The 20,817-nt window shown below is 74.8% G+C and carries 14 protein-coding genes and 1 pseudogene; 13 read left to right on the forward strand and 2 right to left on the reverse strand.

Features of this window, described 5'->3' with window-relative positions; genetic code table 11:
- Nucleotides 1–154: 154 nt before the first annotated feature.
- From ACI783_RS00265 to ACI783_RS00325, 13 genes and pseudogenes are all read left to right on the forward strand, one after another.
- The gene (locus ACI783_RS00265; RefSeq protein WP_457138575.1) at nt 155–1,747 is read left to right on the forward strand and encodes an ABC transporter substrate-binding protein; all 1,593 of its coding nucleotides are present in this window, start codon (nt 155–157) and stop codon (nt 1,745–1,747) included.
- A gap of 117 nt (nt 1,748–1,864) precedes the next feature.
- On the forward strand, nt 1,865–2,806 hold the full coding sequence (locus ACI783_RS00270) for an ABC transporter permease (protein ID WP_457138576.1): 942 nt from the start codon (nt 1,865–1,867) through the stop codon (nt 2,804–2,806).
- Nucleotides 2,803–4,803, forward strand: coding sequence for a dipeptide/oligopeptide/nickel ABC transporter permease/ATP-binding protein (locus ACI783_RS00275; protein ID WP_457138577.1), 2,001 nt, complete (start codon nt 2,803–2,805; stop codon nt 4,801–4,803). The genes ACI783_RS00270 and ACI783_RS00275 overlap by 4 nt, the downstream gene beginning before the upstream one ends.
- Nucleotides 4,800–5,822 carry an oligopeptide/dipeptide ABC transporter ATP-binding protein gene (locus ACI783_RS00280; RefSeq protein WP_457138578.1) on the forward strand — a complete coding sequence of 341 codons (1,023 nt, stop codon included), beginning with the start codon at nt 4,800–4,802 and terminating at the stop codon, nt 5,820–5,822. Before ACI783_RS00275 ends, ACI783_RS00280 begins: the two co-directional genes overlap by 4 nt.
- 86 nt (nt 5,823–5,908) lie before the next feature.
- Complete coding sequence (locus tag ACI783_RS00285; protein ID WP_457138579.1) at nt 5,909–8,545, forward strand: family 78 glycoside hydrolase catalytic domain; 2,637 nt, start codon at nt 5,909–5,911, stop codon at nt 8,543–8,545.
- Nucleotides 8,542–9,510 carry an alpha/beta hydrolase fold domain-containing protein gene (locus tag ACI783_RS00290; protein ID WP_457138580.1) on the forward strand — a complete coding sequence of 323 codons (969 nt, stop codon included), beginning with the start codon at nt 8,542–8,544 and terminating at the stop codon, nt 9,508–9,510. Before ACI783_RS00285 ends, ACI783_RS00290 begins: the two co-directional genes overlap by 4 nt.
- On the forward strand, nt 9,507–12,143 hold the full coding sequence (locus tag ACI783_RS00295) for a glycoside hydrolase family 78 protein (protein WP_457138581.1): 2,637 nt from the start codon (nt 9,507–9,509) through the stop codon (nt 12,141–12,143). Before ACI783_RS00290 ends, ACI783_RS00295 begins: the two co-directional genes overlap by 4 nt.
- On the forward strand, nt 12,140–13,645 hold the full coding sequence (locus ACI783_RS00300) for a family 43 glycosylhydrolase (protein ID WP_457138582.1): 1,506 nt from the start codon (nt 12,140–12,142) through the stop codon (nt 13,643–13,645). The genes ACI783_RS00295 and ACI783_RS00300 overlap by 4 nt, the downstream gene beginning before the upstream one ends.
- Nucleotides 13,617–14,102, forward strand: a pseudogene (locus ACI783_RS00305) (nucleoside hydrolase); the annotation flags it as partial. The gene ACI783_RS00300 and the pseudogene ACI783_RS00305, both read left to right, overlap by 29 nt.
- 154 nt (nt 14,103–14,256) lie before the next feature.
- On the forward strand, nt 14,257–16,497 hold the full coding sequence (locus ACI783_RS00310) for a glycoside hydrolase family 3 C-terminal domain-containing protein (RefSeq protein ID WP_457138583.1): 2,241 nt from the start codon (nt 14,257–14,259) through the stop codon (nt 16,495–16,497).
- Nucleotides 16,494–16,976 (forward strand): SGNH/GDSL hydrolase family protein, encoded by a 483-nt coding sequence (locus ACI783_RS00315; RefSeq protein ID WP_457138584.1) that lies wholly within the window; start codon nt 16,494–16,496, stop codon nt 16,974–16,976. The genes ACI783_RS00310 and ACI783_RS00315 overlap by 4 nt, the downstream gene beginning before the upstream one ends.
- Nucleotides 16,958–17,284: a hypothetical protein gene (locus ACI783_RS00320; RefSeq protein WP_457138585.1), complete on the forward strand. Its 327-nt coding sequence runs from the start codon at nt 16,958–16,960 to the stop codon at nt 17,282–17,284. The genes ACI783_RS00315 and ACI783_RS00320 overlap by 19 nt, the downstream gene beginning before the upstream one ends.
- A gap of 74 nt (nt 17,285–17,358) precedes the next feature.
- Entirely contained in the window at nt 17,359–18,375 is a 1,017-nt protein-coding gene (locus ACI783_RS00325; protein WP_457079056.1) for a zinc-dependent alcohol dehydrogenase family protein, read from the forward strand.
- A gap of 39 nt (nt 18,376–18,414) precedes the next feature.
- On the opposite strand, the gene ACI783_RS00330 is transcribed toward ACI783_RS00325, so the two are convergent.
- Nucleotides 18,415–20,085 carry an MDR family MFS transporter gene (locus ACI783_RS00330; protein WP_457079058.1) on the reverse strand — a complete coding sequence of 557 codons (1,671 nt, stop codon included), beginning with the start codon at nt 20,083–20,085 and terminating at the stop codon, nt 18,415–18,417.
- Between the two features lie 106 nt (nt 20,086–20,191).
- The gene (locus ACI783_RS00335) at nt 20,192–20,791 is read right to left on the reverse strand and encodes an acyl-CoA-like ligand-binding transcription factor (RefSeq protein ID WP_457079060.1); all 600 of its coding nucleotides are present in this window, start codon (nt 20,789–20,791) and stop codon (nt 20,192–20,194) included.
- Nucleotides 20,792–20,817: the final 26 nt, after the last annotated feature.

A 20,817-nucleotide genomic window follows, 5' to 3' on the forward strand; every position in this document is an offset into this window, starting at 1 on the left:
GGTCCACGACACAGATGCCCTGCCATTGGTCGGCAATGTGGCTGCGGTCACCCGGAGGTCGTCCGCATCGTTGGCGGCCGAGCCGGTCCGACCGGCGCGGCCGGTCCCCGGCCGACCCGCCCCCTCTGCAACGAAGCGAAGGAGCCACGCCGGCATGAAGCTGTTCCGGTCCCCCCACCCCCGGGTCCCGTCCCGTCCGTCCCTGATGCGGACCGGCGTCGCCGTCCTCGCCGCGGGTGCCCTCACGACGCTGTCCGCCTGCGGTGGTGGCAGCGGCAACGGCGGCTCCAGCGCCGAGGGCGCCAGCGACACCCTGACCTTCGCCTACGACGCGGACGCCGCGCCGACCGGTTACGACCCGCTGGAGTACTCGCAGGGGCAGTTCACCTTCTTCAGCACCCTGTACGACTCGCTGTTCGTCACGACGGCCGACGGCACGGTCGAGCCGAGCCTGGTCACCGAGTTCTCGAACAACGACGACAACACCGAGACCACGCTCACGCTGCGCGAGGGCGTGACCTTCGCCGACGGCTCGGAGCTGACCGCGGAGACGGTCAAGGCCAACCTGGACCGGCGCAACGACCCCGACCTCGAGGCGTACGGCGCGCTCGCCACCGGCGGGGCCAGCGAGATCGTCGACGTCACGACCCCGGACCCGCAGACCGTGGTCATCACCTGGGCCCAGCCGCAGGCCAGCCCGGAGAACAACCTCACCGACACCGCCGGCGTCATCGTCGGCCCTGACGGCCTCGCCGACCCGGCCTCCCTGGAGACCACCCCGGACGGCTCCGGCCCGTACACCCTCAACGCGGGCGAGACCACGCGGGCCAGCACGTACACCCTGGACAAGAACGACCAGGCGTGGAACGCCGACGAGTGGGCCTTCGACACCGTCGTGTTCAACGTGATCACCGACCCCCAGGCCCTGGCGAACGCGGTGGTGTCCGGGCAGGCCGACATCGCCACGATCCTCAAGCCGACCACGATCGACATGGTCGAGCAGCGCGCGAGCCTGGCCAAGGTCGGCGGCACGATCGTGGGCTTCCCGGTCATCGACAAGACCGGTGCGACCAACCCGGCCTTCGCCGACGAGCGGGTGCGGCAGGCGATCAGCCACGCCATCGACCGGGAGGCGATCGTCGACCAGCTGCACCCGGGCGCCCAGCCGACGGCCCAGCTGTTCCCCGCCGACACCGAGGGCTTCGACCCGGAGCTGAACGAGGAGTTCGGCTACGACCCCGAGCGCGCCCGTGAGCTGCTCGCCGAGGCCGGCCTGGCCGACGGGTTCTCCTTCGGCGTGACGGTGCTGGGGCAGCCGACCGAGGACCAGGTCGTCATCCAGCAGCAGCTGTCCGAGGTCGGCATCACGATGGACTTCGTGACGGCGACCTCCACCGACCAGGTGTTCGCCGCGGTGCGCACCGACCCGGTGATCTTCGGGCCGATGGCCGTCGGCTCGAACCCCGCGGGTTTCGTGGCCGGGGTGCTCTACGGCGGCTTCATGAACATGCAGGGCGCCGAGGAGCCGGAGATCGCCAGCGCCATGGGCACCGCCCTCGGCTCGACCGGTGAGGCCAAGGAGCAGGCGCTGGCCGACCTGAACCGGGCGATCGCCGAGAACGGCTGGTACATCCCGGTCTACGAGGACTACGCCTACACCGGTTACGACGCCGAGGCGGTGACCGAGCCCGCCTACGCCGGGACGAACAACTACCTGGTCCTCTCCGAGGTCGAGCCGGCGGTCTGACCCGCCGGACGCCGGCCGGTGGCCGTGGGAACTCCCGCGGCCACCGGCCCTTCCCCGTAGCACCGTCACCGCCGCACCGTCCCCGCACGACGGACCCGCACGCCGAAGGACTCCGACATGCTCGCTTTCATCGCACGGCGGCTGGCCATGGCCATCGGCACAGTGCTCGCCGCGGTGGTGATCAGCTTCCTGCTGGTGCACGCCACCGACACCTCCCCGGGCGCGGTCCGGCTCGGCACGAACGCCACCGCGGAGCGGATCGTCGCGGAGAACGAGGCGCTGGGCTGGAACCGCCCCCTGCACACCCAGTTCCTGGACTACCTGGGCGACCTGGTCCGGGGTGACCTCGGCACCTCGCTCATCGACGGCCGTTCGATCGCCGCCGACCTGGCCGACCGGGTACCGGTCACGGCCTCCATCGCACTGTTCGCGACCGTCCTCTCGGGTGTGCTGGGCGTCTTCCTCGGCGTCACCGCCGCGGTCCGCGGTGGCCGCCTGGCCCGGGTCATCACCACCGGCAGCGGGGTGGCGCTGTCCCTGCCGGTCTTCTGGGTCGGCATCCTGCTGGTCTACGTGCTCGCCCTCCAGCTCGGCTGGCTGCCGGCCACCGGGTACGTGCCGTTCACCGTCGACCCGGCCGGGTGGTTCACCAGCCTGCTCATCCCGGTGATCACGCTGACCATCGGCGGGGCGGCGATCGTCGCGCGGACGGCGAACGCCGGCCTGCGCCAGGCGCTCGCCCAGGAGCACGTCCGCACGCTGCGGGCGATGGGCACGCCGGAGTGGCGGATCCGCTACGTGCACGCGCTGCGGTTCGCCAGCCTGCCGGTCGTCTCCGTGCTCGGCATCCAGTTCATCGCCCTGTTCGGCGGCTCCGTGATCATCGAGAACCTCTTCGCGCTGCCCGGTCTCGGGCAGGCAGGCCAGGCCGCCGCGGCCTCCAGCGACTTCCCGGCCCTGGTCGGGGTGGTCGTGGTCGCCACGGTCGTCGTCGTCGTCATCAACCTGCTGCTCGACCTGGTCGTCGCGGCCCTGGACCCGAAGGTGCGTGCCGCATGAGCGCCCTCCCGCTGGACGCGGCCGGTGAGATCACGCCCGAGCCCGCCTCGCCCGCCCGCCGGCGTCGGCTGCCCGACGTCCTCCGCCGGCCCGGTGGGCTGCTCGCGGCCGGCTGGCTGCTCTTCATCATCGCGGCGTCGCTGACCGCGCCGCTGTGGCGGCCCTACGGCGTCGCCGAGCAGGATCTCGCCAACCGGCTCGCGCTGCCCTCGGCCGAGCACTGGCTGGGCACCGACCCGCTCGGCCGGGACCTGCTGAGCCGGATCTTCACCGCCGGCACCGAGCCGCTGCTGTCCTCCGCGGTGACCGTGCTGGTCGCCTTCGGGATCGGCCTGCCGCTCGCGCTGATCGCCGCGGAGCGGGGCCCCCGGGTGGAGCGGGTGATCAGCCGGGTGACCGAGGTCTTCCTCGCGCTGCCCTCCACGATCCTGCTGCTGGCCGTCATCGGCGTCATCGGCGTCCGGACGTTCATCATCATGGCGATCCTCGGTGTGCTGATCTCCGCAGCCGTCTACCGGGTCATGCTCGGCGTCGCCCAGTCGGTCCGCACCCGGCTCTACGTCGACGCAGCCCGGGTCAACGGCCTGGGCTCCCTGCGGGTCAACGTGGTGCACGTGCTGCCGTCGATGGCCACCGTCATCGCCGTGCAGGCCGCCCAGCTCTACGGCATCGGGCTGCTGATCGTCGCCGGCCTGGCGTTCCTCGGTTTCGGGCCCGCGGAACCCGACCCCAGCTGGGGGTTCATGATCCAGGACGCGTCCTCCTACGTGTTCAGCGCGCCGTGGCTCATGGTGCCCACCGGCCTGGTGCTCGCGCTCACCGTGATCGCCGCCAACGAGCTGGCCGACTCCATCGCCGGGAAGGCCGCCGGGGAGAAGGCGCCGGCCCGCCGCACGCGCCGGGCTGCGGTCCGCACGGCCCCCGTCGACGACGCCGCCAGCCCGGCCGACCCGGCCGTCGTCCTCGAGGTCCGGGACCTCGCGATCGCCGTGGACGACGGCCCGGACCTGGTCACCGACGTCTCCTTCGCGCTGCGTCCCGGCCGCGTCCTCGGGCTGGTCGGCGAGTCCGGCTGCGGCAAGACGATGACCGCCCGCTCGCTGCTGGGCCTGCTGCCCGACGGCGTCTCCGTCCGCGGCGGGTCGATCCGCTGGCAGGGCCGGGATCTCGTGGGGCTGTCGGCCAAGGAGCTGAACGCCGTCCGGGGACGGGAGATCGCGATGATCTCCCAGGAGCCGATGGTGGCGCTGGACCCGATGTTCTCCATCGCCTACCAGCTCACCGGCCCGATCCGCCGGTTCCGCGGCGTCGGCCGGGCCGAGGCCCGCCGGATCGCCGCCGAGCTGCTGCGCAACGTCGGCATCGTCGACGCCCAGCGGGTGCTGAGGAGCTACCCGCACCAGCTCTCCGGCGGGATGGCCCAGCGGGTCTGCATCGCCCTGGCGCTGACCGGTGAGCCGGAGCTGCTCGTCGCCGACGAGCCGACGACCGCGCTGGACGTGACCGTGCAGGCGGAGATCCTCACCCTGCTGCGCGCGCTGGTCCGGGACACCGGGCTGTCGGTGGTCATCGTCAGCCACGACCTCGGGGTGGTCGCCGACATCTGCGACGACGTCGCCGTCATGTACGCCGGCACGGTCGTCGAGTCGGGCACCGCCGCCGCCGTCCTCGACGGTCCGGCCCACCCGTACGCGCAGGCCCTGCTGGCCGCCAACCCGCACGTGCCCGACGGCGTGCCCGTGCCGGTCCGGCTCGCGTCCATCCCCGGCACCGTGCCGCCGCCCGGCTCCTGGCCGGACGGCTGCCGGTTCGCCACCCGCTGCCAGTTCGTGCAGGAGCGGTGCCGCTCGCCGTTCCCCGCACTGCCGGCCCACGACACCGGGTCGGTGCGCTGCGTGCGCGCCGAGGATCTCGCCCGGGCGGACCTGACCTGGGACGCCGCACCGCGGGAAGCCGCCGCCACCGCCCCCACCCCGACCGCAGGAGTGTCCCGATGACCGCGCTCGCCGACGTCGCGCCCGAGACCCACCCGGTGCCGCCGGGGCCCGCACTGCGGGTCCGTGACCTCGTCGTCCGGTACGGGTCCGGTCGCAAGGCGCGCAACCAGCCGCCGGCGGTGGACGGGGTCAGCTTCGACATCGCCCCCGGGGAGACGCTCGGCCTGGTCGGGGAGTCCGGATCGGGGAAGTCGACGATCGGCAAGGCGGTGCTCGGCCTGCAGCGGCCGACCGCCGGCACGGTCGAGGTCGCCGGGCAGGACGTCACCGGGATGTCGCTCAAGCAGCGCAGCCGCCAGGTGGCCGACCTGCGGGTGGTGTTCCAGGACCCCTACTCCTCGCTGAACCCGGCGCGCACCATCGGCCAGACGCTGGTGGAGCCGCTGCGGCTGATGGGGGTGCGCGGCGCGGAGGCGATGGCCAGGGCGCGGGCGGGGCTGGAGTCGGTGGGCCTGCCGGCCGACGCCGTCGACCGGCACCCGGCGCAGTTCTCCGGTGGTCAGCGCCAGCGGATCGCCATCGCCCGCGCGCTGGTGTGCGACCCGAAGGTCGTCGTCCTGGACGAGCCGGTGTCGGCCCTGGACCTGTCCACCCAGGCGCAGGTGCTCAACCTGCTCGCCGACCTGCGCGACCAGCGCGGCCTGTCGTTCCTGTTCATCGCCCACGACCTGGGCGTGGTCCAGTTCCTGTCCCAGCGCACCGTCGTCCTCTACCGCGGCCAGGTCATGGAGACCGGCCCGGCGGACACGGTCGCCCACCGGCCGCGGCACCCGTACACCCTGGCGCTGACCGCGGCCGCGCCGGTGCCGCGCCCCGCCGAGCAGGCCGCGCGCCGCGCGGCCCGGGAGGCCGCCGGCTTCGGCACCGCGGGCGCTGCCTCCCCGTCGGCCACTGGCTGCCCCTTCGTGCCGCGCTGCCCGTTCTCCACCGACGTCTGCGTGGCGCAGCGGCCGCCGCTCCGGCTGCTCGAGGGCTCGCTCACCGCCTGCCACCACGCCGAGCGGGTCCCGGGACCGTGAGGGAGGACTCCGCTGCCCCCCACCACCCGCAGGCTGGTGTCGGGTCCCTGCAGCGGGGCCGGCAGGGCTCACCGGAAGCGGAGGACGTGCCGCACCATCTGCGGGTCGAGCACCTCGACGGGCCGCTCGGCATCTGCACCACCGCGCCGCGGCTGTCCTGGCGGCTGCCGGCCGGGGCACGGGAGCAGCTGGCCTGCCGGATCACCACCGACAACGGCTGGGACACCGGCTGGGTGGAGGGCGACCGGAGCCTGCTGGTGCCCTACGCCGGACCGCCGCTGGGGTCGTCGCAGCGGGTGCAGTGGCGGGTGGCCGTCCGCACCGACCTGGGGGAGAGCGCCGCGTCCGAGCCGGGCTGGTTCGAGACCGGCCTGCTGTGGGCCGAGGACTGGCAGGCGTCGTGGGTGGAGCCGGGGGAGATGCCCGACGGCCCACCCGGGGAGCGGCCCGCCGCGCTGCTGCGGTACGAGTTCGACGTCCACCGGCCGGTGGTCGCCGCCCGGCTGCACGCCACCGCCCAGGGGCTGTACGAGGCGTTCCTCAACGGCGCGCGCGCCGGCGACGCCGAGCTGACGCCCGGGTTCACCCAGTACGACGTCCGGCTGCAGGTGCAGACGATCGACGTCACCGCCGCCGTCCGGCCGGGCCGGAACGCGCTGGCCGTGGTGCTGGCCGACGGCTGGTTCCGCGGCCAGATCGGCGTGCTGCGCGCCGCCGACCAGTGGGGCGACCGGCTCGCGCTGCTCGCCCAGCTGCACCTCATGCACGACGACGGCAGCGTCACCGTCGTCGGCACCGGGCCGGGTTGGCGCAGCGCCGAGGGCCACGTGGTGGCCGCCGACCTGATCGCGGGGGAGCGGGTCGACCTGCGGCGGGTGCCACGCGGCTGGGACGTCCCCGGCTTCGACGACGCCGGCTGGGCGCCGGTGGTCGTCGTCCACGACGGGTACGCCGGCCTCGTCGACTCGCCGGCGCCGCCGGTGCGCCGGGTCGAGGAGCTGACCCCGGTGTCGGTCACCCGGCTGGCGAGCGGGTCGCACGTCGTCGACCTGGGCCAGAACATCAACGGCTGGCTGCGGCTCACCGACCTGGGGCCGGCGAACACCAGCCTCACGCTGACCCACGGCGAGGCGCTGGGCGCCGACGGCGACGTCACCACCGATCACCTCCGGCCGGCCGTGCCGTTCCTGCCCGAGCCGCTGCCGGCCGGGCAGGTCGACCAGGTGGTGTCGGCCGGTGTGCCGGGTGAGGTGTTCGAGCCGCGGCGGACGACGCATGGGTTCCGCTACGTGCGGATCGAGGGCCACCCCGGCGAGCTCACCACCGACGACGCGCGCGGCGTCGTCGTGCACACCGACCTGCGCCGCACCGGTTGGTTCTCCTGCAGCGACGAGCGGGTCGACCGCCTGCACGAGGCGGCCGTGTGGAGCCTGCGGGGCAACGCCTGCGACGTGCCCACCGACTGCCCGCACCGGGAGCGGGCCGGCTGGACCGGCGACTGGCAGCTGTACGTGCCCACGGCCGCGTTCCTCTACGACGTCGCCGGCTTCTCCACCAAGTGGCTGCGCGACGTCGCCGCCGACCAGTGGCCCGACGGCACGATCGCCAACATCAGCCCGAGCGCGCGGGCCGAGGGGCGGCAGAGCCCGGTCGCGGCGCTGAACGGCTCGGCCGGATGGGGCGACGCCGCCGTCATCGTGCCCTGGGAGCTGTACCGCGCCTACGGCGACGAGCAGGTGCTCGCCGAGCTGTGGCCGACGATGGTCGGCTGGCTGGACCGGGTGGACCGGATGGCCCGCGACCAGCGGCACCCGCAGCGGGCCGCCCGCCGGCCGGAGCCCGCGCCGCACGAGCGCTTCCTCTGGGACACCGGCTTCCACTGGGGCGAGTGGCTGGTGCCCGGTGAGGAGATCGATGACTTCAGCACCTTCGCCGCCGCCGACAAGGGCGAGGTGGCCACGGCGTACTACGCGCACAGCGCCGGGCTGATGAGCCGGGTCGCCGCCGTCCTCGGCCGGCATGCGGACGCCGACCGGTACGCCGCCCTGGCCGCCGAGGTGCGCGCCGCCTGGCAGGCGGAGTACCTGGACGCCCAGGGGCGGCTGACCTGCGACACCCAGGCCAACCACGTGCGCGCCCTCGCCTTCGACCTGGTGCCGGGCGACCTGCGGCCGGCCGTCGCCGAGCGGCTGGTCGAGCTGGTCCGCAAGGCCGACACCCACCTGGGCACCGGCTTCCTGGCCACGCCGTACCTGCTGCCGGTGCTCGCCGACGCCGGGCACCTCGACGTCGCCTACGAGCTGCTGCTGTCGGACACCGAGCCCTCGTGGTTGACGATGATCGACCGCGGTGCGACCACCGTCTGGGAGCGCTGGGACGGCGTGGACGCCGACGGCGTGCCGCACGAGTCGCTCAACCACTACAGCAAGGGCGCGGTCGTCTCCTTCCTGCACAGGCACACCGCCGGCATCGAGCCGCTGGAGCCCGCGTACCGGCGGTTCCGGGTCCGGCCGCGACCCGGCGGGGGGCTGACCAGCGCCCAGGCGGCGCACGAGTCGGCGTACGGCCGGATCGAGTCCGCGTGGTCGATCGCGGACGGCGTCTTCTCCCTGCGCGTCCTGGTCCCCGCGGGCACCCGGGCGACGGTCGTCCTGCCCGACGGCACCACCGAGACCGCCGCGCCGGGCGAGCACACCTACACCTGCGAGGAGCAGAGACGATGAGCACGGACGCCCCCGAGTGGGCCGGCCCCGCCCGGTTCCTGCCCCCGGTCCGACCCACCGTCCGGCCCGACGGGACCACGCACTTCTCCGGGATCACCTACGCCGTCGCGTTCGGGTACCGGCCGCTGCAGCTGGACCTCTGGGTGCCGGCGACCGCCAGACCGGCCCCACTGGTCGTCTGGGTGCACGGCGGGGCGTTCATGATGGGCGACCGCCGGCTGCTGCCCGAGACGCTGCGCCCCGACCAGGCGTTCGAGGCCCTGGTCGCCGCCGGGCTGGCGGTGGCGACGATCGACTACCGGCACGCGCTGGAGGCGCCGTTCCCGGCCCAGCTGCATGACGCCAAGGCCGCCGTCCGGTACCTCCGTGCCCACGCCGATGAGCTCGGCGTCTCGACCGCGCGGATCGGTGCCTGGGGCGAGTCCGCGGGCGGTCACATCGCGGCGCTGCTCGGCCTCACGGCGGACCGGCCGGACCTGGAGGGCACCCACGGGCTGGTCGGCCCGTCCAGCGCGGTGGACGTCGTCGTCGACTGGTACGGCCTGGCGGACTTGGGCACCATGCCGCGGCAGCCGCCCCCGCCCCAGGTCGCCGCCCTCCTGCCGGAGGAGATGCGGACGCCGCCGGAGGACCACCTGCTCCGCGGGCTGACCGGCGCGACGCTCGCCGACGCGAGCCCGGTCAACCACGTCCGGCCGGACTCGCCCCCGTTCCTGCTGCTGCACGGCACCGCCGACTGGCTGGTGCCGTGCGCCCAGAGCACCCAGCTCGCCGCGGTGATGCAGTCGGCCGGGGCCCCGGTGACCTTCGAGCCGGTGGCGGGCGCCGGCCACATCTGGCTCGGGCACGACGACGTCGACGCGATCGTCGACCGGTCGGTCCGCTACCTGACCGACCACCTCCTGCCCGGCCTCTCCCTGGCCGACCACCGCCACCCCCACCGCACCGGAGCGCAGCCCGCATGAGCGACCTGACCGTCACGCCCGTCACCGTCGAGCACCACCGCGAGCCGTTGGGCATCGGCGAGCCGACGCCGCGGCTGTCCTGGACCACCCGCACCGAGCTGCCCGACTGGCGGCAGGTCGGCTACGAGCTGGAGATCGAGCCGGCCGGCGGCCCCGCCTGGTCGTCCGGCCGGGTCGACTCCGCGGAGTCGGTGCTCGTCCCGTGGGGGGCGCCTCCGTTGGCCAGCCGGGAGCGCCGGGCGGTCCGGGTGCGCGTCTGGGGGGAGGGTGCCGCCGAGCCGTCGGCGTGGAGCGAGGTCGTCGTGGTCGAGGCCGGGCTGCTCGCGCCGGCGGACTGGACGGCGCAGCTGGTCCAGCCGGTGCTGCCCGCCACCGGCGAGGAGGCGGTCGCCCTGCTGCGGCGCGAGTTCACCATCGACCGGCCGGTCGTGCGTGCCCGGCTCTACGCGACGGCGCAGGGCGTCTACGAGGCGGAGCTGAACGGGGCCGTCGTCGGCGACCACGTGCTCGCCCCGGGCTGGACCAGCTACCGGCACCGGCTGCGCTACCAGACGTACGACGTCACCGACCAGCTGTCCGAGGGCCCCAACGTGCTGGGCGCGCAGCTGGCTGAGGGGTGGTTCGCCGGCTATCTCGGCTTCACCGGTGGGCGGAACTGGTACGGCGACCGCACCGGGGTGCTCCTCCAGCTGGAGGTCGACCACCCCGACGGCAGCCGCACCGTGGTGACCACCGACCGGACCTGGCGGTCCACCACCGACGGCCCGACCCGCACCGCCGGGCTGTACAACGGCGAGACCGCCGACCTGCGGCACGAGCTGCCCGGCTGGTCCGCGCCCGGGTTCGACGACGCCGGCTGGACGCCGGTCGACCTGGGCAGCGTCGACCTCGCGACGCTGGTCGCGCCGTCCGGGCCCCCGGTGCGCCGGACCGAGACGGTGCCGGTGCAGGCGATCACCCGGTCCCCGTCGGGGAAGCTGCTCGTCGACTTCGGCCAGAACCTGGTCGGCCGGATCCGGTTCGCGCTGCCCGACGCCCCGGCCGGCACCGAGATCGCCGTCCGGCACGCCGAGGTGCTCGAGCACGGGGAGCTGGGCACCCGCCCGCTGAAGGCGGCGCGGGCGACCGACGTCGTCGTCCTGGACGGCCGCGGTCCCCGCAGCTGGGAGCCGCGGTTCACCTTCCACGGCTTCCGCTACGCCGAGGTCAGCGGCTGGCCCGGCGAGCTGCGCCCGGAGGATCTGCAGGCGGTCGTCGTGCACACCGATCTGCGCCGCACCGGCACGTTCACCTGCTCCGACCCCGAGGTCACGCGGCTGCACGAGAACGTGGTGTGGGGCATGCGCGGCAACTTCCTGGACCTGCCCACCGACTGCCCGCAGCGGGACGAGCGGCTGGGCTGGACCGGGGACATCCAGGTGTTCGCGCCGACCGCGGCCTACCTGTACGACAGCGCCGGCATGCTGCGCTCCTGGCTGGCCGACCTGGCCGCGGAGCAGCTGGGCGAGCACGACGGTATCGTGCCGCCCTACGTGCCCTACCTCCCGCTGATCCCCATCCCGATGCAGGCCGACGTCGGCTGGGGCGACGCCGCCGTCGTCGTCCCCTGGGTGCTGTACCAGCGGTCCGGGGACGCCGGGCTGCTCGCCGCGCAGTGGGACAGCATGGTCGCCTGGATCGACGTCTTCGCCGCCCGCGCCGGGGCCGAGCTGGACTTTCCGGAGGGCGGCTTCTCCTTCGGCGACTGGCTGGACACCGCGGCGCCGCCGGACCAGCCGGGCGCGGCCCGCACCCCCTGGCAGTGCGTGGCCACCGCCTACCTGGCCCGCTCGGCGCGCACCGTCGCGCAGGCCGCCGCGGTGCTCGGTCGCGACGGCAGCCGGTTCACCGAGCTGGCGGAGCGGGCCACCGCCCGGTTCCGGGCGGAGTACGTGACGCCCAACGGCCGGGTCGCCTACCCGTCGCAGACGGCGTACGCCCTCGCCCTGGAGTTCGACCTGCTCACCGCCGAGCAGCGGGCGCACGCCGGCCGGCTGCTCGCCGAGCAGGTCCGGGGGGACGGGTTCCACATCGCGACCGGCTTCCTCGGCACGCCGTTGGTCACCGACGCGCTCACCTCCGCCGACGAGCTGGCCACCGCCTACGAGCTGCTGCTGCAGCGGGAGAACCCGTCGTGGCTGTACCCGGTGACGATGGGCGCGACGACGATCTGGGAGCGCTGGGACTCCATGCTGTCGGACGGGACGATCAACCCCGGGGAGATGACGTCGTTCAACCACTACGCGCTCGGCGCCGTCGCCGACTGGCTGCACCGCACCGTGGCCGGGCTCGCCCCGGCCGCGCCCGGCTACCGGCGGTTGCGGGTCGCGCCCCGCCCCGGTCCGGGGGTCACCTCGGCGGCGGCCACGCACGAGACGCCCTACGGGACGGCGTCGGTGTCCTGGACCGTCGAGGGCAGCACCCTCGCGCTGGAGGTGACCGTGCCACCCAACACGACGGCGGAGGTCGCGCTGCCCGACGGCAGCCCACCGGTCGAGGTCGGCTCCGGCCGGCACACCTTCACGCGGGAGATCACGGTGCCGGCGCCGGTGGAGAAGCCGGCGCTCTTCTTCGACCCGGAAGCGCACACGTGACGGTCCTGCCGCCGCCGCGCCCCGTCGTCCCCGGGTTCCACCCCGACCCAAGCGTCTGCCGGGTCGGCGACACGTACTGGATGGTGCACTCGAGCTTCGAGTACGCCCCGGGGGTGCCGGTGTACCGGTCGAACGACCTGGTGCGGTGGGAGCAGGTCGGGCACGTGCTGGCCCGGCCGTCCCAGCTCGACGTCTCGGCGGCCCCCGGCTCCGGCGGGATCACCGCACCGACGCTGCGGTTCCACGACGGCCGGTTCTGGATGGTCACCACCAACCTCGCCGACGGCGGCTGGCAGACCCTGGTCACCACCGAGGACCCGCTGGGGGAGTGGTCGGAGCCGGTGCGGATGCCCGAGGTGCGCGGCATCGACCCCGACCTCGCCTGGGACGACGACGGCACGCTGCTGGTCAGCTACGCAGGCTTCGGCGACGGCGGCCCGGCCGGGCTGGTGCAGCAGGCCGTCGACCCGGCCACCGGCGCGGCGCTCACCGAGCGGCGGCACCTCTGGCAGGGCACCGGCGGCAAGTTCCCCGAGGGCCCGCACCTGTACCGGATCGGCGAGCGCTGGTACCTGCTCATCGCCGAGGGCGGCACCGAGCGCGGGCACGCGGTGACGATCGCCCGGGGGCCGTCACCGCAGGGCCCGTGGGAGGCATGCCCGCACAACCCGCTGCTCACCGCCCGCGGCACCGACTCACCCGTGCAGAACACCGGGCACGCCGACCTGGTGCAGCGCCCCGGCGGCAGCTGGGCGATCGTCTTCCACGGCGTCCGCCCGCGCGGCGCCAGCCCCGAGTTCCACGTGCTCGGCCGGGAGACCTTCGCCGCCGAGGTGGTCTGGGAGGACGGCTGGCCCCGGCTGGGGGAGTGGCTGACCCCGCCGGACGCCGTCGTGGACGTCGAGGAGCTCGGTGGCGACCAGCTGCCGGCCTCCTGGGTCTCGCCCCGCCGCTTCCCCGACGAGGTGCTGGCGTGGGAGGACGGCGGCTGGCGGCTGACCGCCGTGGCGGCCGACCCGGCGTCGGAGGACCTGGCGTTCGCCGGCCGGCGGCAGGAGCACCTGTACGGCCGGGCCCGGGCGGTCGTCGACGCGTCCGACGGCGTCGGCGGGCTTTCGGTGCGGCTGGACGCGCGGCACCACCTGGACCTCCAGGTGGCCGGCGACGTCGTCCGCGCCGTCGCCCAGGTCGGGCCGCTGCGGTCGCTGCTCGGCGAGACGACGGTGCTCCCCGGCGACGTCGCCCTGGAGGTCCGGGCGGTACCGGCCGAGGGGCACTTCTCCTCGACCACGCTCGGCCCCGACCAGCTGGTCGCCGGCGTGGTCGGTGGCGACGGCGCATTCACCGAGCTCGGCCGGATCGACGGCCGGTACGTCTCCACCGAGGTGGCCGGCGGGATGACCGGCCGCATGATCGGCGTCTGGTGCTCCTCCGGGTCGGTCGCCGTCCGCTCGTTCCGCTACGCCGGCGCCGATGACCCGGCCGCCGCCCCCACCGCCTGACCACTGGAGGAAGCAGGTGTCACTGCGCATCACCGAGCGGTCCCGGGTCGTCGTCGACAACGACTGGGCCGGCGACCCGGACGGTCTGGTCGCCCTGGCCCACCACCTGCTCAGCTCCGCCAACCGCGTGGTGGCGGTGACCAGCTCGCACCTGAGCCCGATGTTCGGCCCGCCGGAGGGGACGGCAACCGCCGGCGCCCGGCTCGCCCAGCAGCTGGTCGACCTGGTGGGCACCCAGCGGCCGGTGGTGGCCGCTGGGTGCGACGTGCCGGTCGGCGGGGGCGACGCCGGCTCCGCGGCCGCCGATCTCATCGTGGCGGAGGCCCTCCGGGAGGACCCGCTGCCGCTCTTCCTGGTCTGCGCCGGCCCGCTGACCAACGTCGCCCAGGCGCTGCGGCAGGCGCCGGAGATCGCCCAGCGGCTCACCCTGGTCTGGGTCGGCGGCGCGCTGGACGCCGACGCGTTCGAGTACAACCGGGACACCGACGCCGAGGCCGCCAGCGAGGTGCTCGCCCGCGACGACCTGGCGATCTCGCAGTTCCCGGTGGATGGCGTTCCCATTGGACGGCATCCGCGGCGACGGGGCCGCCGGCGCTCGGCAGGATCGGGGAGTGACCCCCGCCACGCCGCCCGACCCGACCGCGCTGCCGCTGGAGCGGAAGGCCCGGCTCCTCTCCGGTCAGGACTTCTGGTCCACCCCACCGATCGAGGAGGCCGGGCTGCCGTCGGTGGTGCTCAGCGACGGCCCGCACGGCGTCCGCCGGCAGGCCGGCGACCTCGACCGGATCGGGCTGCTGGAGAGCCTGCCGGCCACCTGCTTCCCGCCGGCGGTCGCGGTCGGCTCCAGCTGGGACCCGGCGGTGGCCGAGCGGATCGGTGCGGCGATCGGGGTCGAGGCGCGGGCGCTCGGCGTCCCCGTCGTCCTCGGGCCGGGGGTGAACATCAAGCGGTCGCCGCTGTGCGGTCGCAACTTCGAGTACTACTCGGAGGACCCGCTGCTGGCCGGGGTGCTGGGCGCCGCGCACGTCCGCGGGCAGCAGGGAGAGGGCGTGGGCGCCTCGGTGAAGCACTTCGCGGCCAACAACCAGGAGACGCAGCGCATGCAGGTCAGCGCCGACGTCGACGAGCGCACGCTGCGGGAGATCTACCTGCCGGCCTTCGAGCGGGTGGTCACCGAGGCGCAGCCGGCGACGGTGATGTGCGCCTACAACAAGGTGAACGGGGTCTACGCCTCCCAGCACCGCTGGCTGCTCACCGAGGTGCTGCGCGAGGAGTGGGGCTTCACCGGCGCCGTCGTCTCCGACTGGGGCGCGGTGGACGACCGGGTCGCCGCGCTGGAGGCCGGGCTGGACCTCCAGATGCCCGGTGACTCCGGCGCCGGCAACGCCCTGGTCGTGGACGCCGTCCGCAGCGGGCGGCTGGACGAGGCCGTCGTCGACCGCAGCGTCCGCCGGGTGGCCGCGCTGGCCGGGTACGTCCCCGAGCGCACGGACGGCTTCGACGCCGATGCCCACCACGCGCTGGCCCGCGAGCTGGCGGCCGGCTGCGCGGTGCTGCTGAAGAACGACGACGGCGCGCTGCCGCTGTTCGCCGGGCAGCGGGTCGCGGTGGTCGGTGAGTTCGCCCGGACGCCGCGGTTCCAGGGCGGCGGCAGCTCGCACGTCAACGCCACCCGGGTCGACGACGCGCTCACCGCGCTGCGGGCCGTGCACCCGGACCTCGCCTTCGCCGCCGGCTACACCCTCGACGGCGCCGGTGACGCCACCGCGCTGCGGGACGAGGCCGTCGGCCTGGCCCGGGACGCCGACGTCACCGTGGTGTTCGCCGGACTGGCGGAGACCGACGAGACCGAGGGCCTCGACCGCACGCACATCGACCTGCCGGCGGCCCAGGTGGAGCTGATCCGCGCCGTGGCCGCGGCCGGCCCGCGGACCGTCGTCGTCCTGTCCTCCGGGAGCGTGGTCTCCCTGGAGGGCTGGCACGACGACGTCGACGCCGTGCTCTCCGGCTTCCTGCTCGGCCAGGCCGGCGGCTGCGCGCTGGCCGACCTGCTCACCGGCGCCGCCGACCCGTCGGGCCGGCTGGCCGAGACGATCCCGCTGCGGCTGGCGGACACCCCCAGCCATCTCAACTTCCCCGGCGAGCAGGGGCACGTCCGGTACGGCGAGGGCGTGATGGTCGGCTACCGGCACTTCGTGTCCGTCGACCGCCCGGTGCGGTACCCGTTCGGGCACGGGCTGAGCTACACGACCTTCGAGACGAGCGACCTGCGGGTCGAGCCGACCGGCCCCGACAGCGCGGACGTCGCGGTGACGGTCACGAACACCGGCAGCCGCGCCGGCCGGCACGTCGTGCAGGTCTACGTCGCGACCACCGCCGGACCGGTGCGGCGGCCCGCCCGCGAGCTGCGCGCGTTCACCAAGGTCTCGCTGGCGGCGGGGGAGTCGACGACGGTGGCGTTCGAGCTCGACCGTCGGGCGTTCGCGTACTGGGACGTCCGGGAGCACGCCTGGGTCGTCGCGCCGGGGGAGCACACCGTGCAGATCGGGCGCAGCGCCACCGACATCGCCGACGAGCGGACGATCGACCTCGCCGGGGACGTCGTCGTGCGGGAGCTGACCCTGCAGTCGTCGGTCGCCGAGTGGTTCGAGCACCCGGTCGCCGGCCCGCAGCTGCTGGAGGGCTTCCTGGCGACGATGCCCGAGGGGGCCGCGGAGATGCACGCGGGGATGCTCCAGATGATCGGGTCGATGCCGATGCGCCGGTTCGCCGCGGACTTCGGTGGGGCGATCCCCGCCGCGGAGCTCGAGCGGCTGATGGCCGCGGCCGAGGCCGCCCGGCCGGCCCGGTGACCCGCTACGTCGCCCTGGGCAGCTCCTTCGCCGCCGGGCCGGGCATCGAGCCGATCCTGCACCCCGGGTGCGGGCGGTCGGGCCGCAACTACGCGCACCTGGTCGCCGAGCGGCTCGGGTACGACCTGGCCGACGTCACGTCGGGCGGGGCGACGGTGGAGGACGTCCTCACCCGGCCGCAGGCGCTGCTGGCCGGCGGGACCGTGCCGCCGCAGGTCGACGCGGTCGGCCCGGACGCCGACCTGGTCACCGTGACCGTCGGCGGCAACGACGTCGAGTACCTGCTCACCCTGCTGCGCTGCTCGTTCCAGGCCGACCCGGAGGGCGCGCCGCTGCCGGCCCGGGCCTTCTTCGGCACCCCGGTCGACCCGGCTGCGGTGGACGCGGCGCTGGACGAGCTGCCGCAGCGGCTGGCCGGGCTGGTCGGCGAGGTCCGCCGGCGCGCGCCCGGGCGAGGGTCGTGCTGGTCGACTACCTGACCGTGGTGCCGGACCGGTCCACGCCTGCCTTCCCGATGAGCGAGGAGCACCGCCGGCTGTGCGCCGACGTCGGCCGGCGGCTGGAGGCGGCCACCGCGGCGGCCGCGCACAACGCCGGGGCGGAGCTGGTGGCCGCCTCGGCCGCCTCCCGCGAGCACGCCGTCGGGTCGGCGGAGCCGTGGGTCACCGGCTGGGTCTTCGGTGACCTGCTCGGCGGTGGGGCCGCGCCGTACCACCCGAACGCCGCCGGCATGCGGGCCGTCGCCGACCTGGTGATCGACCAGCTGTCGCCCGACCGCGCGCGCTGACGGGCGGTTCGACCCCGCGGGCGCGGGCAAGGAGCACGGGTCCGAACCCGTACTCCGAGAGGAACACCACCAGCATGCGCGGAGCAGTTCTGCACGCCCCCGGCGACGTCCGCGTCGAGGAGCTCGATGACCCCCGGGTCGTCGAACCCACCGACGCGGTCGTCCGCGCCTCCGCCACCTGCGTGTGCGGCTCGGACCTGTGGCCCTACCGGGGCATCAACGAGGTGACCGAGCCGTCGCCGATCGGCCACGAGTACTGCGGGATCGTCGAGGAGGTGGGCGCCGACGTCACCACCGTCCGGCCGGGGCAGTTCGTCATCGTGCCGTTCATCGCCTCCGACGGCACCTGCCCGTCCTGCCGGGCCGGCTACCAGAGCGCCTGCGCGCACCGGGTGGGCATCACCGGCGCCCAGGCGGAGCTGCTGCGGGTGCCGCACGCGGACGGCACCCTCGTCGCCACCCCGGAGGTGCCGGCGCCCGAGCTGCTGCCGAGCCTGCTGACCCTCTCCGACGTCATGGCCACCGGCTGGTTCGCCGCGGTCGCGGCGGGCGTGCAGCCGGGCATGACCGTCGCCGTGGTCGGGGACGGCGCCGTCGGGCTGCTCGGCGTGCTGTCGGCCGCCCAGCTGGGGGCCGAGCGGATCATCGCCATGAGCCGGCACGAACCGCGGCAGCGGCTGGCCACCGGGTTCGGCGCGACCGACATCGTCACCGAGCGCGGCGACGAGGGGGTGGCGCGGATCCGGGACCTCACCGACGGGGTGGGGGCCGACGCCGTCCTGGAGTGCGTGGGCACCGGGGAGTCGATGGACCAGGCGATCCGCTCCACCCGCCCCGGCGGCGGCGTGGGCTTCGTCGGCGTCCCGCACGGCGTGGAGATCACCGGGCGGCAGCTGTTCTCCACGATGGTGCGGCTGCACGGCGGGCCGGCCCCGGTGCGCCGCTTCCTGCCCGACCTGATCGACCGGGTCTGGTCCGGTGCGATCGACCCGGGCCGGGTGTTCGACCTGACCCTGCCGCTGGACCAGGCCGCCGAGGGCTACCGCGCCATGGACGAGCGGCGCGCGGTCAAGGCGCTGCTGACGCCGTGACGGGACGGCGCCCGGGACACCGGTCCCGGGCGCCGTCCGCTACGTGCGGACGTTCGCGTCGTCGTCCCGCTCGTCGCCGACGGGCTCGACCAGGACGGGCTCGTCGGTCCCGGGGTCGGCGCGCAGGTCGGCCAGGTCCTCCTCGCGGGCCACCGCCTCGCCGCGGGCGACCATGCCGGCGACGTCGGACAGCGGCACCTCGCGGAGGAACAGCGCCAGCACCAGGGCGACGACGAGGATCGGCACCAGGTACCAGAACACCGGTGCCAGGGCGTCGGCGTAGGCGTCGACGATCGCGGTCCGCAGTGGCTCGCCGGCGGCCTCGACCGCCGTCGGCACCAGGGTGTCCGGGGAGGTGATCCCGGCCTGCACGGCCTGCTCGGGGTTGCCGGTCAGGGCATCGCCGAGGCGGTCGCCCAGCCGGGACGTGAACAGCGTCCCGAAGACGGCGACGCCCAGGACCGCCCCGACCTCCCGGAAGTAGTTGTTCGTCGAGGTGGCCGTGCCGATCTGCTCGGCGGGCACGGCGTTCTGCGCGGCGAGGACGACGTTCTGCATGATCAGCCCGAGGCCGGCGCCGAGCAGGAAGAACATCGCCCCGACGGTCCACAGCGCGGTGTCCCCGGCCAGCGTGGTCATCCAGACCATGGCCGCCAGGATCAGCGCCACCCCGGCCACGGTGAACACCTTGTAGCGGCCGGTGCGCATGATGACCGCGGCCGAGCTCTGGATGGTGAGGATGATCCCGGCGGTCATCGGCAGCATCAGCAGGCCGGAGTTCGCCGCCGACAGCCCCGAGCTCATCTGCAGGTAGGTCGGCATGAAGGCGACGGCCGAGAACATGCCCAGGCCCACCGCCATGCCCAGCGCGGTGGCCACCACGAAGGTGGGGTTGCCGAACAGGGACATCGGGACGATCGGCTCCACCGCCCGACGCTCCACCAGCACGAACGCCGCGACCGAGCCGGCGAGCACGGCCAGCAGCGCCAGGACCTGCCAGGAGCCCCACCCCTCGCTGCCGCCGATGTCGGTGGCCAGCACCAGCGACGTGGTGGCGACGGAGAGGGTGAGGATGCCGGCGAGGTCCAGCGGCGTGGTGCTCCGCTTGCGCGGCAGGGTGAGGGCGAACCAGCCGACCGCGAAGGCGGCCAGCCCGATCGGGACGTTGATCCAGAAGCACCAGCGCCAGCCCAGCGCCGCGGTGTCGGTGAAGAACCCGCCGACCAGCGGCCCAGCCACGGCGGACAACCCGAACAGCGCACCGATCGGGCCCATGTACTTCGCCCGCTCCCGGGCCGGCACGATGTCGGCGATGATCGCCTGGGAGAGGATCATCAGCCCGCCACCGCCGAGGCCCTGCACGCCCCGCCAGACCACCAGCCAGCCGAAGTCCGGCGCCAGCGCGGCGCCGAGGCTCGCGGCGGTGAACAACCCGATGGCCACCAGGAACAGGGTGCGGCGCCCGAACAGGTCGCCGAACTTGCCGTAGACCGGCATGACCAGGGTGGTGGCCAGCAGGTACGCGGTGGTCATCCAGGCCATGTGCGAGACCCCGCCGAGCTCACCGACGATCGTCGGCATCGCGGTCGAGATGATGGTCTGGTCCAGCGCGGCCATCAGCATGCCGGCCAGCAGCGCGGAGAAGATGATGTTGATCCGCCGCCGGGTCAGCACGATGGGCGGCGGGGCGTCGGGCGGTGCGGCGTGCACGGGTGCTCCTCGGGTAAGGCCCCCGTCCTCCGCACCCCTCGCACGCTCGGGGCGGGCCGCTGGACGGGGCCGGGTCAGCGGGGCGGTGGCTCAGCGGGGCGGCGGGTCAGCGGGGCGGTGCCGGCAGCCCGGCGGCGATCGACTCCCAGGCCTCGTCGACGAGCGCGGGCAGCGAGGCGGTGAAGTCGCTGGCCAGCCAGCGGTGCAGCGAGGTTCGCATGACCGCGGCCTGCACCGCGGCCAGCAGCGCGGGGTAGGCGTCGGTGTCGACCGCCGTGCCGGTGCGGTCGGCGATCGCCCCGGCCAGCACCCGCTCGGACTCGGCGAAGGCCGCGGTGAGCCGGAGCGCCAGGGCGGGGTTGCCGTCGACCACCTGCAGCCGCAGCGGCCACACCTGCGCCTCGGCGGCCATCTCGGCGGCCTGCGCCGCCAGCACCGCGCGCAGCGACCGGACCGGGGGCTCGTCGGCCGGTCGGGCGGCGAGGGCCTCGGCGAGCCGGTGCGGGTGCAGCGGGTCCAGGCCGATGACGGCGTCGTCCTTGGTCGGGAAGTAGTTGAAGAAGGTGCGGGGCGAGACGTCCGCGTTCTCGGCGATGTCGTCGACCGACACCCGGTCCAGCCCCCGCTCGGCGACCAGCCGCAGCGCCGCCTCGTGCAGCGCGAGCCGGGTGGCGAGCTTCTTCCGCTCGCGCAGGGTCTGGGTCACCCGGAGAGCATGACACGGTGTTTGCA

This window comes from Modestobacter sp. SYSU DS0511 (genome assembly GCF_054050755.1).